Raw genomic sequence first — 15,798 nt, forward strand, 5'->3', positions numbered from 1 at the left:
GTTAATAAACCTTGATAGCAACAGTGTTTGAGGCTGCTTACTTTAGGCGTTATTCACCGGAACTAACCCAAAAGTTTTCGCTTGCTATTAGCATAACAAAACTTACACTGCTCACCAGTGTAATTTACACCTGATAATATTATTAAATAAGAATGACTTCCTACAGCGATAGCATCAATAAAAAACGCCAACGCAATGATAAGTGGGGGCGATATATCGTCACCGGCTTTGGTGGGCTGGTATTGCTGACGCTGGTTATTTTAATTTCGCACCTTGTTAGTCAGGCTTTACCTCTGGCGTTAGTGCCTAATATTGAGAAAGAGCACCAGCTTGCATTACCCGAAGGTAGCCAAGTAGAAAGCGCTGGAGATTTGCTTGGCGGCCAATTAGTGGTAACTAACGGTGAGGATTGCCGTTTAAGCTTATATGGCTACAAAGATAATGATTTCGCTAAGCATCACGACTATATTCGCCCTTGTGAACATCAGTTGTCGACGACCTCTTTAATGGGCGAAAATGCGATTGTGGATATCTCTGCGGGCGGGCAAGTTCGGGTGGTGCCCGTCAGATCGTTAGCGTATCGCAGTGTAATAATCGCGAATCATTCAGACCCTTTAGCTCAACCTTCAAGCCTTGTGTCCTCTACAATATCTTTTGCTCTACCGGGCAAGTATTGGTCACAAACTACGTCTTGGCAATTTGCGTTCTCATCTAAGTGGGCGGCAATAGCGCTGCATACACAGTCGGGCACATATATACGAGGAGTGAACCAACTCAATCCTACGCAAATGGTTGATAAGTTCTTTGCCAATGTCGATAAAGTACATTTGTTGCCTGGTGCACAAATGGTGTTGGTAGAAAAAGGAGCACACTTGTTCCTTTCACGGCTTTTCGAGGATGAATCACAGCTCTCGCTGTTAGCGTCTTTTGATAAACTCAGCCGTAATGACATTTCTATTTTATCTCTAGAGAAAGACAGAACGTTTTTCTTACAAGATGGCACTAACCAAGTTACCCGCTGGGTATTACATCGCGATGCGAACACGCTCGGTTTCATTGAAACCTACCAGTTCCTTTTGAACGCGGACGAACGGCTGATTGATATAAAAGAGCATGCCAGTATTAATGTGGTGGCAGCGCTTACCGATAAACAACGCCTACTATTTATAAATCGAGTATCAGGTGAAGTGGTTACGACAATTGATTTGCCTGAACCCATGCAATCAATCTCTTGGTTTGGCAACCGTCTTTACGGCTATAACGATGATTCTATTTTCATTTGGCGGGCGAATAATTTAAGCGGCATTACTACGTGGCGGTCGCTATTTGCGCCGCAACATTATGAGGGATATACCGAAGCAGATACGGTGTGGCAAACCACAAACGCCACGGATTTCCAAGAGGCCAAGTTTAGTCTTACGCCGTTAATTATAGGTAGCTTGAAAGCGTCGCTACTGGCTTTGTTTATTGCTATACCGGTAGCAATAGGTGCAGCGATATACACCGCCTTTTTTGCAAAAGAGCGACTTCGCCATGCCCTGAAGCCCGCTATCGAAATGCTAGAAGCTGTTCCCAGTGTGCTTATTGGTTTTATCGCTGCCATTTGGCTAGCCCCCATGGCTGAACAGTTTCTATTTTCTTTTGCTTTTTTTCTTATTGTTGTTCCATTTGTACTCATTGCCGTGGCGTTTTTTCAACGCCCTGTTGCCGACCGCCTACCCGCTAAACTTCGACATGGCGCTGAGTTGGGCTTTGCGTTACTTGGCGTTTTTATATTGGGTTACATTAGTGTGGCATGGGCGCCAGAATGGTTCTTTAGCTTAATTAATGTAGATGGTTTTGACATGCTAGCCGCTGAGTCTGATAGCCCCATAGGAAAAACGACGATAGTGGTGGCGATAGCCTTAGGTGTGGCTATTTCACCGAGTATTTACTCCATTGCTGAAGATGCCATTGGGGGCGTGCCCGATGAGTTAAAGCATGCATCATTTGCGTTGGGCGCCACGCGGCTTCAAACCCTTAAATATATAGTACTGCATGTCGCGTTTCCGGGCATTATGGCGGCGATTATGCTGGGTTTTGGTCGCGCATTCGGGGAAACCATGATTGTGCTCATGGTGACGGGAAACACCCCAATATCGAGCTGGGGCTTAATTGAAGGCTTACGGGCATTAACGGCCAACTTAGCCATAGAATTACCCGAAGCCGATGTGTCATCTGCACACTATCAAATTCTGTTCTTTACCGCTGGCATACTGTTTGTTTTCACGTTTGTTGTAAATACGATTGCTGAATTTACTCGTCAACGCTTACGCAGTAGATCTTATTATGAATAATATGTTCAAAGGCGGCTTTAATGCCGTTCATCGCCAGTCGCTAGTGATATCGTTAACGGCGTTTTTTACTAGCTTGCTGTTAATTGCTTTGGTGAGTGTGTTGTTCCTTATTACCTTTCGTGGTGGTGCGTATTTTTGGCCTGAGCCCATTTATGATGTGACATATAAAGTTACCGGAGCCAATGAAAGTGCTAAATCCGAACATAAAATGTTCGCTCAGCTTTATATGGCAGACGAAGTAGAGCAAATATATCAAGTTCACTTTGCTGACGAACAAAGCCCTTACGGCTCACAAATGCAGTTGGCCAGTGCGGATATTATTAACAAAGAACTTGCTTACGGCAGTGCCGAAATAAAAACAAAAGATGGTCGCTTTGTATTGGGACAGCCAGAGTTTTTATCTACACCAGACAGCCGACGGGAAGACTTGTCGCTGTTTTCAGATATTCAAAACAGAGTATCGGCACTAAGTGCTCAAATTGAGAAAATTAGACGCGAGCGACTATCGCCCATTCATGAATCTTTGGCATCACTAGATAGCAAAGGTGTTGATCAAAATGCACCGGCAAGAGAGCGCTTAGAGACTCAGTTTGAACGCTGGCAGCATGAAGTTATTCATCTAGAGGAAGAGCGAGACGAATACGAACTCAGCGTCACTTTTGCCAATGCGCAAGCGTACGCTATTCGGGTGTCGGAAATTAAAAGCGTCGATTATGTAAGCCAGCTTAGCTATTTTGAAAAATGGCAGGTGGTATTTAGTCGTATTGCTACCTTCCTTACTGATTCTCCCAAACAGGCGAATACGTCTGGAGGGGTATATCCCGCGCTATTTGGCACCGTGCTGATGGTATTTTTAATGACCATTATCGTGACGCCTTTTGGCGTACTTGCGGCTATCTATTTGAGTGAATACGCTCCAGATACGCCGTTTACCACCGCTATAAGAATAAGCGTTAGTAATATGGCGGGCGTACCTTCAATTGTTTACGGGGTTTTTGGTTTAGGCTTTTTTGTTTATACCTTGGGTGGCAATATAGATGCACTTTTCTTTGCTGATAGATTGCCAGCGCCCACCATGGGGACCCCAGGTGTGTTCTGGGCGAGTTTGACCATGGCTATTTTAACCTTGCCAGTCGTTATTGTTGCCACCGAAGAAGGCTTGCGGCGGGTACCAGAAGGGTTGAAGCGGGGAAGTTATGCACTTGGCGCCACCAAGGTAGAAACTATCGCTAAAACCATTCTGCCCATAGCGTCACCCGGAATAATGACAGGCGTCATTTTGGCAATCGCTAGGGCGGCAGGCGAAGTCGCGCCTCTAATGCTGGTTGGAGCGGTGAAATTTGCTCCTACGCTACCTATAGATGGAGAGTTCCCGTATCTGCATTTAGAACGTCAATTCATGCACTTGGGCGTACTTATTTATGATGGCGCTTTTCATAGTCATACTGATGCGAAGAATTCTTCAATGATGTTTGCCGCCTGCTTGCTACTGCTAATAGTGGTATTTGTATTGAATGTGCTGGCAGTTATACTAAGAACGCGGTTAAGAAAGCGCTATTTACAAGGGTAACCTTTTACATGCTGAAGTTGTTTGAACGCAATACGCTCAACGTGGCTGACATCACTGATGAGACCACGGCTATCGATGTGCGTAACCTTAATTTATGGTTTGGAAATAAGCATGTGCTTAACGACATTTCTATGCGTATTCCAAAAAACAAAATCACCGCATTAATCGGGCAAAGTGGGTGCGGGAAATCTACCTTGGTTAATTGCTTTAATAGGCTTAACGATTTGTACGATGGCTGCAAATACGAGGGTGAAATTAATATTGGTGGTCGCAACATCAATAGTAAAAAAGTGAACGTGTCGCGGCTGCGTACCCAAGTAGGTATGGTATTCCAGCGGCCTAATCCTTTTCCCATGAGTATATACGATAACGTATGTTACGGACTTCGCCTGCAAGGCATTAAAACTCGTCGCCATCTAGACGATGCGGTAGAAAGCGCATTAAAAGAAGCAGCGTTATGGGATGAAGTTAAAGACAGGTTGTTTGAGTCGGCTAATGCATTATCCGGTGGTCAGCAACAGCGCCTTGTTATTGCCAGAGCGCTAGCACTCAAACCCGACATTTTGTTGTTAGATGAGCCTACCTCAGCGCTAGACCCATTAACGACCTTATTCATTGAGGAGTTGATGGCTGAGCTTAAGAAGCGTTGTACTATAGTGATTGTTACCCACAATATGCAGCAAGCCTCTCGAGTTTCAGATTACACGGCGTTCTTCCATCAGGGGCGATTGGTTGAATATGCAGACAGCGATTCGCTATTCACTATGCCAGAGAAGAAACAGACTGAAGATTATATTACTGGCCGCTACGGCTAATTAGCAAAATCAGCAGTAGTGAATAGGAGCGATACAATGCGTCAGGTTGCACTGAATACCCATATTTCCGGAACCTTTAATATTGAGTTGGAAAATTTAAGAAACTCGGTATTAACCATGGGCGGCGAAGTAGAACAGCAATTATTAGATACCTTAAAAGCGCTTAAATTAAACCACCCTGGCTTGGCAGAAAAAGTGGTGTTGAATGACCTTAAGATTAACTCTATGGAAATCCAGATAGATGAAGAATGTATTCGAATTATCGCCAAGCGCCATCCTACGGCAAGCGATCTACGCTTAATCATGACCATTTCTAAAGCCATCACCGACATTGAAAGAATGGGCGACGAAATAGAACGTATCGCTAAGCTGGTCACCCGTAATAAATTACCCAGCTCTGACACTATTAAAAGCAGCATGTTGTTAATCGGCGAACGTGTAGCGGCGATGATGCGGGGTACGTTCGATGCGTTTGCGCGTCAGGATGAAAGTGCAGCCTTGGCGGTGTATAAACAAGACAACCGAATAGACAGCGAATATAAACGCCTGCTTACCTACACCACCACAGAAATGGAAAAAACCACAGAAGATATGCAAGACTGGCTAGACGTGTTGTGGGCCATGCGTTCCTTAGAGCGGATTGGAGATAGGTGTAAAAACGTGTGCGAATACGTAGTTTATTTAACCAGGGGGACGGATGTAAGGCATACGCCGCTAGAAAACATTCATCAAAAGTTAGAAGATTTGAGTTAAAAAATGCTCAAAAACTGTCACAAAACCGCAACACTTGCCCAAATTATCATCGTATGAATTTAATTCCGTTGCGTTTTCTGTTTTTTCGTAGATTTTCACTATGGCTCTGCAGACGATTACGCTATCATGCGCCGCAGCAAAGTATAATTCGTGCAAAAAATAATCTAAGCCTTTGCTAAGAATCGTTTTGCCGTGTAACTATCATTTTTTGTCTTCATCATAGCCGTACATTTGTCGGGTGATGTGGCAGTAGCTAGCTTAAATCGCGTAAAGATCAGGAGCGGTTATCCGTGGAATTTTTCGAGAGTTATGGTCTCATTCTTATTCTCCTTGCTGCCGGTGTCGGCTTCATTATGGCTTGGGGTATTGGTGCAAATGACGTCGCCAATGCAATGGGAACATCTGTTGGTTCTAAAGCGTTAACAATAAAACAGGCAATTGTTATTGCCATGATTTTTGAGTTCGCCGGAGCATACTTGGCGGGTGGGGAAGTAACCTCTACCATTCGTAAGGGTATTATTGATCCAGAGTATTTTTCCGCTATTCCTGAGTACCTCGTACTCGGTATGATTTCGTCTCTGTTTGCAGCAGGTATATGGTTAGCCTTTGCATCTTGGCTAGGATGGCCTGTATCTACTACGCATTCTATTATTGGCGCTATTATCGGCTTTACCGCAACTGGCGTTAGTATGGACGCGGTAGCATGGGGCAAAGTAGGCGGCATTGTTGGTAGTTGGGTAGTGACGCCAGCTATTTCGGGCATTATTGCATACCTTATTTTCATGAGTGCCCATAAACTTATCTTTGAAACCAAATCTCCGTTTGAAAATGCCAAGCGTTATGTTCCGTTCTATATGGCACTAGCAGGCTTCATTATGTCGCTAGTTACCATTAAAAAAGGGCTTAAACACGTGGGCTTAGAAATGAGCGCCGTGAACGGTTATATATTGGCTGTGATTATCGCTATTATATTAGCCATAATTGGTAAGTGGTTTATTGGTCGCATGAAGTTCAGCGGTTCAGAAGACGCTGATTTACAAGCTGCCAATGTGGAAAAAGTGTTCGCCTTACTCATGGTTGTTACTGCCTGTTGTATGGCATTTGCGCATGGTTCAAATGATGTTGCTAACGCTATTGGGCCTTTGGCCGCGGTAGTGAGTGTGGTGACTTCTGGCGGTGAAATTAATGCCAGTGCCAACCTAGCATGGTGGATTTTACCGCTTGGTGGTTTGGGTATTGTGCTTGGTTTAGCCATATTCGGTCACCGCGTCATTAAAACTATCGGCCAAGGTATTACTCACCTTACGCCAAGCCGTGGTTTCGCGGCCGAATTAGCGGCAGCTACTACTGTAGTGATAGCGTCAGGAACCGGTCTTCCTATTTCAACTACGCAAACCCTTGTGGGCGCGGTGTTAGGTGTGGGGCTGGCCAGAGGCGTCTCTGCGCTTAATCTCGGCATCGTAAGAAATATTGTGGTGTCGTGGATTGTTACCCTGCCTGCAGGCGCAATTCTTTCCATTATTTTCTTCTTCGCACTGAAGGCAGCTTTCGGCGTTTAATTGCCTATTAAGATTTGAAAACAAAAACCGCGTTTAACGCGGTTTTTGTTTTTTTAATAACGCGTATATTTAAATAGCGCGGAAGCCCGCGCTATTTTGTATTCGCTACTCTTCAGCCTGTTCAGATTCATCAAGCTTGATGGGAGAGTCAAACCCCTCGGGCTTAATGCCTACCACCGCGCAGTTAAGTTGTTGAATAGTCTCTTCTGCCGTACCGCCCATAATAAAGCCTGGAACGCCAATACGGGCCACAGTACCCATTACAATAACATCAGTATTAAGTGATTTTGTGGTAGCCGCTATCTCTCTACGAGGATAACCATGCACAATATGCTTTTCAGGTTGCAAGAAGTCGATAATGTCAGGGGCTAGTCCACTTTCTAATTCGCTTAATAACGATTCGAGGGCTTGCTCTCTCTCGTCATGAATTTTGGCGAGGTCGGTTTCCATTTGGTCATTGTCTACGGTAATAAAACCATCTCGTACGATGTTCTCCGGGACTGCATCAAAAACATGCACAATATGAAGCTGTGCAAATTCCAACATAGCGATGCGGGCAGCATGGCGTAATATATCTAAATTAAGCTTTTTGCGAATTGAGATTTCGTGTTTAGGGTAGTGATAATTTAAATCGAGTGCCGCCACCACGTTTTTATATTGGCTACGGTTTTTCTTACTTAACACCCAAACCGGACAGGGGCATTTACGAAACAGGCGTATATCTAACCCGCCAAATAGGCGGTCTAAAAAGCCTTCTTCGCTTCGTTTAATAACCAAGTCGTAATGGTGTCTTAGCACGTCGGTTACAATATCAATCAGTGGGTGTCCGATTTTGACTACGGTTTGCACGGGGTACTCTTTCGACCATGTTTCTTCCTGCTCGGTAAGCCAATTTCTTGCCTGAGACTCCATAGATTGGTGTGAGTCGATATAGGCAAATGACTCCATTACCATATTTGCATTAGGGGGCAGGGCTTCTAAGGTAAGCATAATGGTTAGTGATGCTTGATTGCTCTTTGCAATATGAATGGCCTGGGCAACCACATCGTCTTGGCGATGTGAGTCACTGAGTACACATAAAATATTAGTAAAATGGCTGTCCATAGAAATCCTTAGCTATTGAGGCGCTATACGTTCTTATTCTTCATCCTAACGCTTGATTTGCAAGCTTGCTACCTTGAAAGCATGATTTACATCATAACAAAGTGCGATTTCATAAAAGGGTAATAACCGTATTCTTATTGGGTCTTTTGTAATCTTTGTGCTAGATTAAAACCTAATTTCCTAATCAGTAAAGAGTTGTTATGAAGTGGCCTAATCTCAAACACTTACATTACCTAGTTACCCTATATCAAGAGCAGCATTTTCACCGCGCTGCCCAGCGTTGTAATGTAAGCCAATCTACATTGAGCACGGCAATTCAAAACCTAGAAGAACATTTTGGCAGCCAGTTGCTGGAACGGGAGCACAAGACTTTTGTGTTTACTTCATTGGGGTTAGATATTGTTGAACGAAGCAAGTTGCTGCTGCAAGAAGCCGGTGAGCTGGTGGAATACGCACAAAATGCAGGGAATTGGCAACGAGGTACACTGAAGCTAGGTGTTATCCCCACCATCGCGCCATTTTTGTTTGAAGGCATGCTGGGAGCATTTAACGCCTTCTTGCCTGACATCAATGTTGAGATGCAAGAAGACACTACGGAAAAGCTGCTTCAGCAGTTAATTGATGGGCGTTTAGACTTACTTATTTTAGCGTTACCGATGGAAACGCCAGGGTGTAAGCAAATGGTATTGGGGCACGACCCTTTCCATCTTGTGGCCCATGAAGAAATGGCTGACAAATTGCCCGACCCCGTCGATATTTCTTCTTTACCCAAGAAGAGTATTTTCTTACTGCAACAAGAGCACTGTATGACCGGCCACGCGGTTAGTGCATGTAACCTTCAGCACAGCGACCAAATAAGCTCTGTAGCTGCCAGTAGCTTGTACACTTTGGTACAGCTTGCAAACAGTAAAATGGGTTATACCTTCTTACCCGAGCTTGCCATTAACCAATCTATCTTGGCACACACCAACTTAAAAAGTTTTGCCGCCGAAGAGCAAGGCTTTAGAGAAATAGGTTTAGTGTGGCGTTCAGGCACTACGCGTATGCAATTGTTTCGTCGTATTGGCGAAATCATCTCTCCTCTTCTACCTGTTCCCACCCTTAAATAATGTTTTTGGCGAAAAAGTTTCAAACTTTTTCGCCCACTGCGTCGACTGTAAGAGTAGGGAATATAAAAAAACACCTATATCGCGGGGAACGCAGTGTTCATAAAACGGGATGAAAAACTCGTACAACAAGCATTAAAAGGCAACAGAAAAGCGTGGTTCACGCTTATTTCGCGCTATGAAACGGCCATGTACCAATACGGTATCCGCATGACCGGAAATAGCCATGACGCCTCTGATTTGATGCAGGATATTTTTGTCTCGGTTTATCGAAGCCTGGCGAATTATCGCGGCGACGGCACATTTAAAAGCTGGCTGTATCGAATAGCCCATTGTCGATGTATGGAGCTGTACCGAAAGCGAAAAGCGTTTACCGATATCGATGATATTTCAGAGCCTCTATGTGAAGCTTCATGCCCTGAAATGCAGCTTACCAGCGACCGCCAAAGTCGGGCGGTAACGCAAGCTATGCAAGCTTTGCCCTTGGCACAAAAAGCTGTGGTGGAGCTGAAATTTTTTGGGCAGTTCACTTTTGAAGAAATTGCAGAGCAAATGGATATTTCGGTTAATACCGCCAAGTCGCGTTTGTATAGCGCACTAACCAAATTAAAGTTGGAGTTGGAATAAATGAATCAACCTGACCATACCAATGAAGCATTAATTATCGCGTGGGTAAACAACAGCCTTACCCAAGAACAAAAAGCGACATTTTCTAAAAAATACGCCCAAGATAGCGTGTTTGCAGCCGCGGCTGATAATGCCAGTGCTCTGGCAGGCTGCGCCAGTGAATTTGTTGCGCCCCCAGTGCCTGATTGGAATAAAGCACAGCTATTTCCAGCACAAGATAAATCGAGTTGGTTTCAGTGGCAAGGCTTCCCTGCACTGGCTTGTGCGCTATCCGCGGTTGCCATTGTATTGGTGTTTACGGGTATGCCCAATAAAGATAATGGGAAGTTACTAACGGCGCAAACACCAAACAATGTAGATGCCGAGCAGCTATCAAGCTTGGTTGCCGAACAAGTGCGTGTGCAAGTGCGCCAGCAAGTAAAACAGCAGCGGGAAATGTACCAAGAAGCGAATCAAGTGTTGTTTAAAGAATATGCACAATCACTTGCTGCACAGCAACAGCAGACGAGTGCCGAGCTCACTCAATATTTATTGGCTTCTAGCCGAGAGGCGCGTAAGCAAGATTTTGCTGAGTTGCTTCAATTTATTAACGATCAGCGCATTGATGATCAGCGATTTTACGCCCGTCAGTTTAGCAAGTTACAAGATGAAATTGATGGCATAGGTATGGGATATAGCGTTGTGCTTCCCAACTCGAATTCAGCGTCTCCATTAGACGAATAACCAATAGGTAGCCCTTATGAAAAGACTATTATCTCTTTGCTTACTAACCAGTGTTAGTGCGTTAACCTTTGCCCAAAGTAATGCTACTTCTTATGCGTCTTTGTCAGATGAATTGGAAATTATGTCGGGCGTAATGAACACCGCTTTTCGTCAAAACGCTAATCCAAAAGGGTGGCGAGTATCGCGACTAGAAAGCAGTTATCTAGCGGGGCAGGGGGCAGTGTTCACTGTGTCTGTACGAGGCAAAAGTGCTGATTGGATCCACGATATTGAAGCCATGGTGGAAGGCATGCCAACGCCTCCAGCAGCGCCGGTTGCCCCAGAAGGTGGTGGTATTGTTTTTGAGCTAAGCCGTGAATGGGAAGATTTTGCGGGCGAAGCAAGCCGTCGAATTGCCGAGGTTTTTGAAGATAACAACGACCAAATACGTGATATCCGCTCTCGCTCTAGAGAATTAGCGTGGGAAACTCGCGAGCTCGAGCGCCGCAAGCGCGATATGTCTTTTGAATTAAGACAAGCTGATGACGATAGAAAAGAAGCGCTTGAAAAAGAAATGCAGGAACTTGAATCGTCTTTAGCATCAATAAATGCCCAGTCGGCGGAACTAGAAGAAGAAGTACGTCAATTAGAAGGTGAGCAGCAAGTAAAATTAGCGAAACAAAAGGAAAGTCGTCAGCAAGCCTATCGTTCATTTTTGGCTAACTTTGAAGCCAGTATTGGCAGCACATTTTGCCGATTTGGCGCAGGACTTAGGGGGGTACCTGAGGGAGAACACGTCAGCATGATATTAAAAGACTTTGAATACGGCGATGATAATAACAAGCACGACCGAATTTATGTGTTCAGCAAAGCCAAAATAAAAGCATGTGTACAAGAGAAAATTGACGCCGAAGCACTATTGACTAGCGCTACTATTTATACCTTTTAACTGTACTATTAAAACCAGACATTCAAAACCAGCGCGTACGCAATACGATTACGACACTAACTAAGGGGCGGTATGGCCGAGTTCTGCCGCCCATTGTAGTTCACCGCGCGACAACCCATTTGCCGAACTTGCCCCAAAGCTATGTAATGCACTGTAAGCACTGTTTGAAGGCACGCGGCAATAATGACACAAGGCATAAAACAGTAAGCTACAGCGATGCTGTGAACCATCACAGTGTAAGTACACACTGGCGCCTTCAGATAGCATCTGCGATAGTTCGTGCAGATATTGATGCAAGTGAACATCATCGGTAGGTGAATCTGCTGAAGGGTGTAAAAAAGGCAGCCATATCCACTCTAACCCAGCTGCTTTAGCTCCATCGCGAATAACAGGGGCATCTTCTTCACCGGTTTGTACCGTGGCAAGGTGAGTAACCCCCAACCCTTTCAACCTTGCATAGGTATCAGATGTCGGTTTTTGCCCCAGACAGATCTTTCCAGCGCTAAGTGAAAACCACGCAAGGGATGTTTGGCGATTTGTACCTTGGGATACAGATGATGATTCGTTTTTATTCATACCACATAATAATATATTGAGAAGTAATGGCAGCTGCACCCGCCTAATACGAACACATGCCAGATAGCATGAGTATATTTTACCTTTTTCGCCACATAAAAACACACCCCAAGGCTGAAGCATAAACCACCCGCGACCAGTAACCATAATCCAGCACCTGGTAGCGCAACATACAGCGGGTAAATGAGCCCAATGGCAATCCACCCCATCAATAAGTAGGTCATCACGGATATTTTTGGAAAACGGTGCTGCGCAATAAGCTTAAAGGCAACGCCACCAAGAGCTAAACACCAAATTACCGCCGTCATGGTGATGCCAAGTACGCCTCCAATCGACACTAACAATAAAGGTGTGTAAGTACCTGCTATCAACAAATATATTGCACTGTGGTCGAATAGCTTTAGCCAGCCCTTTGCCTTATGGTGTGACGTAGCATGATAAAGGGTAGAGCTCAAAAACATAAGAATGAGCGTAGCGCCGTATATCGCAGCGGCGGTAATGGTTAGGGTGTTATCTGCGCGGTAGAGTAGAAATACCATACCTACAATGGCAGCAATAAAACCAACACCATGACTGATACTGTTAAGCCATTCTTCCAATACAGAATAGGCTTTTGCCGTAATACTTGTCATGACTTCCTCCAACTCTATTTTAATCTAGCGGCCGTACTGATACGTTTATTGCTAATACAATTGTGCGATATGTTTGTACCTTAACGCGTGTAATTCATTTAGCGCGCTTTCAGCGTACACTTGTTCGCTAAAGTATAACAGAAGCGTTGTCGACGAGTATGACAATTTTACATTGTACGTTGATGAAGGCGTAACCTTTCGTATCATTGTCGCTAAAAGTATTCGTCACTTATCTCATCGCGTGTGAATGACAATCAGTAAAAGTGTTGAACGTAGAGTCTTGTTTACGTTATGTAGTCATGGGCGTAGTTAACCCTTCATTTCTTCTAACTCTAAGCCCTTTGTTTCATAAACATAGCTAAGAACGAAGCCGATAGAGAGCAAGGCAAAGAAAGCATACAGTCCGTAAGCACCCGCAAGGCCTATTCCTGCAAGAAGCATTGGGAAAGACCATGTGATAACAAAGTTAGTAAACCACTGCACTAACCCGCTTACGGCCAAGCCGGAGCCTCTTAATTGGTTAGGAAACATTTCTCCTAGCATTACCCACATTACCGGCCCCCAAGAAAAGTTAAAGCAGAATACATAAAGATTGGCAGCGATGAGTGCAACAGGCCCCCATTCATTTAACGCCAGCCTGCCATCAACATGTTGTTCTGAGTTTAGGAAGGCTAACGTTACTACGGCAAGCGATACCGTCATGCCTATAGAACCCCATTTAAGCAATGGTTTTCTTCCAATCTTGTCGATAACAGATAGCGCCACAACACATGCCGCGATGCTGATAGCTCCGCTTATCACATTAATGAGTAGTGCATCTGCTTCTGAAAAGCCCACGGCTTGCCACAATACGGCACCGTAATAGAATACAACGTTGATCCCAACTAACTGCTGAAGTGCAGCCAACCCAATCCCTATCCAAACAATTGATCTTACTTTTCCAGAGTTTTTATCAATAAGATCTTTTAATTGCGGTTTATGATCTTGCGACAAAGACGCTTCAATTTCGGCCAGTTTCTTTTGCCCATTAGCGCCATAAAGTTTGCCCAATACTTCACTCGCTTTATCTGTTTTTTTCTTAACCACTAAAAAGCGAGGGCTTTCTGGTATAAAAAGTAACATGAGGAAAAACAGCAATGCTGGGATGACTTCCATCCAGAACATCCAACGCCACGCTTCAAAATTTAACCAAAGCACCTGTGTAGAACCTGACGCATAGTCGGCAAGAAAATAGTTACTTAGAAAAGCAGCGAACAAGCCGCTAATAATGGCTATTTGTTGAATAGACGCCAGCATGCCGCGATACTTTGCCGGTGCGACTTCTGCAATATAAGCAGGTGCCATAACCGACGCTGCCCCTACGGCAAGTCCTCCAATAATACGATATATAACGAATTCCGATCCGCTGCCTGCTATACCTGAGCCCCATGCACTAACCAGGAAAAAGGTTGCGGCTACAAGGAGCAATGACTTCCTTCCGTATCTATCAGCTAAACGACCAGCAAAAAAAGCACCTACTGCACATCCAAGTAGCATACTGGATACATTAAATCCTGTACCGACACTCTCTGATTGAAATGCTACGCTTAGCCCTTCTACAGTTCCATTAATTACCCCGCTATCGAATCCAAATAGAAAGCCTCCGATGGTAGCCACGATAGTAATAAATAAAACGAAGCCATTCCCCGAGGCTTCATTAGGCAGGTCAATATTTGTTGTAGTGTCCATATTATTATTCTCTTTAAGGTAAGGTTCCGATATCAACTGGCTTTTATGACTGATGAGCTTGGCTCATTTTCAAAATGGTTGGGCTGTGAATCTTGACGGTATTCAACGGGCGTTTTATCAAAGTGCTTTCGAAACAAAGCATACATATACTGCACCGACGGATAGCCGCAACGCTTGGCTATATCACCACTATTGGCATCAGTTTCTTTGAGCATTTGGCATGCGCGGTTTAGTTTTTCGTTGTGTATTTCTGTATGAATACTATGGCCTCTTTCTTCTCGAAATCGCGATTCCAAGTTAGATCTCGAGATGCCTACATGATCTAGCACTTGGTCTACTTTAATTCCCTTACACGCATTCATGTGAATGTAATGGGACGCTTGCATTACAAGTGGATCTTTAATCGCTTTGAAATCAGTAGACTGACGTTCTGCTACCGTCACAGGGGGGACTAACAATTGTTTGTTTTTTATTGCGGTTCCGTTTAATTGCTTGTGCAGTAATCGTGCTGCCTGATACCCCATTTCCAAACTACCTTGTCGTACAGACGTCAAGCTAACTCGGCTTAAAAAGCGTGTTAGTTCATCGTCATCAATGCCTATCACGGCAAACCTTTCTGGAATAAGAAAGCCTAGGTGATCGCACGCTTGAAGAAGGTGGCGCGCGCGAGAATCTGTCACTGCCACTATCCCTGTGGGAGAGGGTAGGCTTTTAAGCCAATCGGTTAAGCGCTTCTGAGAATATTGCCACGTTTCGGCTCTAACCGCATGGCCTCGATAGACATAACATTCATAGCCATAGTGTGTCGCGAGAGACAGCATGGCTTGCTCTCTTTCTTGCGCCCACCTTTGCGCTTTGCCAATTGGCGAGCCGTAGAATGCAAACCTTTCAATTCCTTTATGCCGTAAATGATTGAAAGCGGCTTCCACTAAAGCATAATTGTCTGTCGCCACATAGGGTACATTTGGATAGCTAGCATCATCTTGGTAAGAGCCGCCTATCGCTACGACTGGTATCTTGGTGTTACTCAGCGCTTGCTCAATAGCGGGGTTGTCAAAGTCTGCAATAACGCCGTCGCCACTCCACTCATCAAAATGCTCAAGACGAGTTAAAAAGTCTTCTTCTAAATACAGGTCCCAATCGGCATTTGATACTTGCAGGTAGCTTCCGATACCTTCAATTATTTGCCTATCAAATATCTTACTTGCATTCAAAAGCAGCGTAATACTGTGCGCTTTTTCAACCATAGTTAATTCCTGAATATAAACAAATTACGTAAAGCCAATTACGTTTATTAGTTTTAAATATACTAAACGAGTAAGTGGTAATTAACAAAACGAT

General features: G+C 44.4%; 14 protein-coding genes. 9 read left to right on the plus strand and 5 right to left on the minus strand.

Going from position 1 to position 15,798, the window contains the following annotated elements:
* Positions 1–152: 152 nt before the first annotated feature.
* The 5 genes from KYS23_RS01155 to KYS23_RS01175 all read left to right on the plus strand — a co-directional run bounded on the left by KYS23_RS01155 (position 153) and on the right by KYS23_RS01175 (position 7,033).
* On the plus strand, positions 153–2,336 hold the full coding sequence (locus KYS23_RS01155; protein ID WP_159528932.1) for an ABC transporter permease subunit: 2,184 nt from the start codon (positions 153–155) through the stop codon (positions 2,334–2,336).
* Positions 2,329–3,906 (plus strand): phosphate ABC transporter permease PstA, encoded by a 1,578-nt coding sequence (pstA, locus tag KYS23_RS01160; protein WP_159528934.1) that lies wholly within the window; start codon positions 2,329–2,331, stop codon positions 3,904–3,906. The genes KYS23_RS01155 and pstA overlap by 8 nt, the downstream gene beginning before the upstream one ends.
* A gap of 8 nt (positions 3,907–3,914) precedes the next feature.
* Positions 3,915–4,721, plus strand: a complete 807-nt coding sequence (gene pstB / locus KYS23_RS01165) for a phosphate ABC transporter ATP-binding protein PstB (protein WP_218396171.1) — start codon at positions 3,915–3,917, stop codon at positions 4,719–4,721.
* Between the two features lie 36 nt (positions 4,722–4,757).
* The gene (phoU, locus tag KYS23_RS01170; RefSeq protein ID WP_013785311.1) at positions 4,758–5,474 is read left to right on the plus strand and encodes a phosphate signaling complex protein PhoU; all 717 of its coding nucleotides are present in this window, start codon (positions 4,758–4,760) and stop codon (positions 5,472–5,474) included.
* 290 nt (positions 5,475–5,764) lie between these two features.
* Entirely contained in the window at positions 5,765–7,033 is a 1,269-nt protein-coding gene (locus KYS23_RS01175; RefSeq protein WP_013785310.1) for an inorganic phosphate transporter, read from the plus strand.
* Between the two features lie 105 nt (positions 7,034–7,138).
* Here the strand turns inward: KYS23_RS01175 and KYS23_RS01180 are convergent, their stop codons facing one another.
* A complete protein-coding gene (locus tag KYS23_RS01180) occupies positions 7,139–8,137 on the minus strand; it encodes a universal stress protein (protein ID WP_218417935.1) in 999 nt (332 codons plus the stop codon).
* A gap of 200 nt (positions 8,138–8,337) precedes the next feature.
* Here KYS23_RS01180 and KYS23_RS01185 point away from each other — a divergent pair, with 200 nt between their 5' ends.
* From KYS23_RS01185 to KYS23_RS01200, 4 genes are all read left to right on the plus strand, one after another.
* Entirely contained in the window at positions 8,338–9,246 is a 909-nt protein-coding gene (locus KYS23_RS01185) for a hydrogen peroxide-inducible genes activator (RefSeq protein ID WP_126873054.1), read from the plus strand.
* Positions 9,247–9,339: 93 nt separating this feature from the next.
* Entirely contained in the window at positions 9,340–9,870 is a 531-nt protein-coding gene (locus KYS23_RS01190; protein WP_159528936.1) for an RNA polymerase sigma factor, read from the plus strand.
* Complete coding sequence (locus KYS23_RS01195) at positions 9,871–10,593, plus strand: hypothetical protein (protein WP_159528938.1); 723 nt, start codon at positions 9,871–9,873, stop codon at positions 10,591–10,593. It begins immediately after the preceding gene.
* Between the two features lie 16 nt (positions 10,594–10,609).
* On the plus strand, positions 10,610–11,521 hold the full coding sequence (locus KYS23_RS01200; protein WP_218396170.1) for a hypothetical protein: 912 nt from the start codon (positions 10,610–10,612) through the stop codon (positions 11,519–11,521).
* A 60-nt stretch (positions 11,522–11,581) separates the two neighbouring features.
* Here the strand turns inward: KYS23_RS01200 and KYS23_RS01205 are convergent, their stop codons facing one another.
* The 4 genes from KYS23_RS01205 to KYS23_RS01220 form a co-directional block, all read right to left on the minus strand.
* Positions 11,582–12,097 carry a protein-tyrosine phosphatase family protein gene (locus KYS23_RS01205; protein WP_159528942.1) on the minus strand — a complete coding sequence of 172 codons (516 nt, stop codon included), beginning with the start codon at positions 12,095–12,097 and terminating at the stop codon, positions 11,582–11,584.
* Entirely contained in the window at positions 12,094–12,729 is a 636-nt protein-coding gene (trhA, locus tag KYS23_RS01210; RefSeq protein ID WP_159528944.1) for a PAQR family membrane homeostasis protein TrhA, read from the minus strand. The genes KYS23_RS01205 and trhA overlap by 4 nt, the downstream gene beginning before the upstream one ends.
* A 309-nt stretch (positions 12,730–13,038) precedes the next feature.
* A complete protein-coding gene (locus tag KYS23_RS01215; RefSeq protein WP_218417936.1) occupies positions 13,039–14,457 on the minus strand; it encodes a sugar porter family MFS transporter in 1,419 nt (472 codons plus the stop codon).
* A 32-nt stretch (positions 14,458–14,489) separates the two neighbouring features.
* Complete coding sequence (locus tag KYS23_RS01220; protein WP_218396168.1) at positions 14,490–15,704, minus strand: XylR family transcriptional regulator; 1,215 nt, start codon at positions 15,702–15,704, stop codon at positions 14,490–14,492.
* Between the last annotated feature and the right edge of the window lie 94 nt (positions 15,705–15,798).

Source organism: Alteromonas lipotrueae (assembly GCF_019249255.1).
Classification (GTDB): Bacteria; Pseudomonadota; Gammaproteobacteria; order Enterobacterales; family Alteromonadaceae; genus Alteromonas; species Alteromonas lipotrueae.

What these genes read in the sequence shown, in the direction of transcription:
- KYS23_RS01155 (WP_159528932.1), top strand. Translation starts at nt 153, where the DNA reads ATGACTTCCTACAGCGATAGCATCAATAAAAAACGCCAACGCAATGAT.
- pstA (WP_159528934.1), top strand. Translation starts at nt 2,329, where the DNA reads ATGAATAATATGTTCAAAGGCGGCTTTAATGCCGTTCATCGCCAGTCG.
- pstB (WP_218396171.1), top strand. Translation starts at nt 3,915, where the DNA reads ATGCTGAAGTTGTTTGAACGCAATACGCTCAACGTGGCTGACATCACT.
- phoU (WP_013785311.1), top strand. Translation starts at nt 4,758, where the DNA reads ATGCGTCAGGTTGCACTGAATACCCATATTTCCGGAACCTTTAATATT.
- KYS23_RS01180 (WP_218417935.1), bottom strand. Translation starts at nt 8,137, where the DNA reads ATGGACAGCCATTTTACTAATATTTTATGTGTACTCAGTGACTCACAT.
- KYS23_RS01185 (WP_126873054.1), top strand. Translation starts at nt 8,338, where the DNA reads ATGAAGTGGCCTAATCTCAAACACTTACATTACCTAGTTACCCTATAT.
- KYS23_RS01195 (WP_159528938.1), top strand. Translation starts at nt 9,871, where the DNA reads ATGAATCAACCTGACCATACCAATGAAGCATTAATTATCGCGTGGGTA.
- KYS23_RS01200 (WP_218396170.1), top strand. Translation starts at nt 10,610, where the DNA reads ATGAAAAGACTATTATCTCTTTGCTTACTAACCAGTGTTAGTGCGTTA.
- KYS23_RS01205 (WP_159528942.1), bottom strand. Translation starts at nt 12,097, where the DNA reads ATGAATAAAAACGAATCATCATCTGTATCCCAAGGTACAAATCGCCAA.
- trhA (WP_159528944.1), bottom strand. Translation starts at nt 12,729, where the DNA reads ATGACAAGTATTACGGCAAAAGCCTATTCTGTATTGGAAGAATGGCTT.
- KYS23_RS01215 (WP_218417936.1), bottom strand. Translation starts at nt 14,457, where the DNA reads ATGGACACTACAACAAATATTGACCTGCCTAATGAAGCCTCGGGGAAT.
- KYS23_RS01220 (WP_218396168.1), bottom strand. Translation starts at nt 15,704, where the DNA reads ATGGTTGAAAAAGCGCACAGTATTACGCTGCTTTTGAATGCAAGTAAG.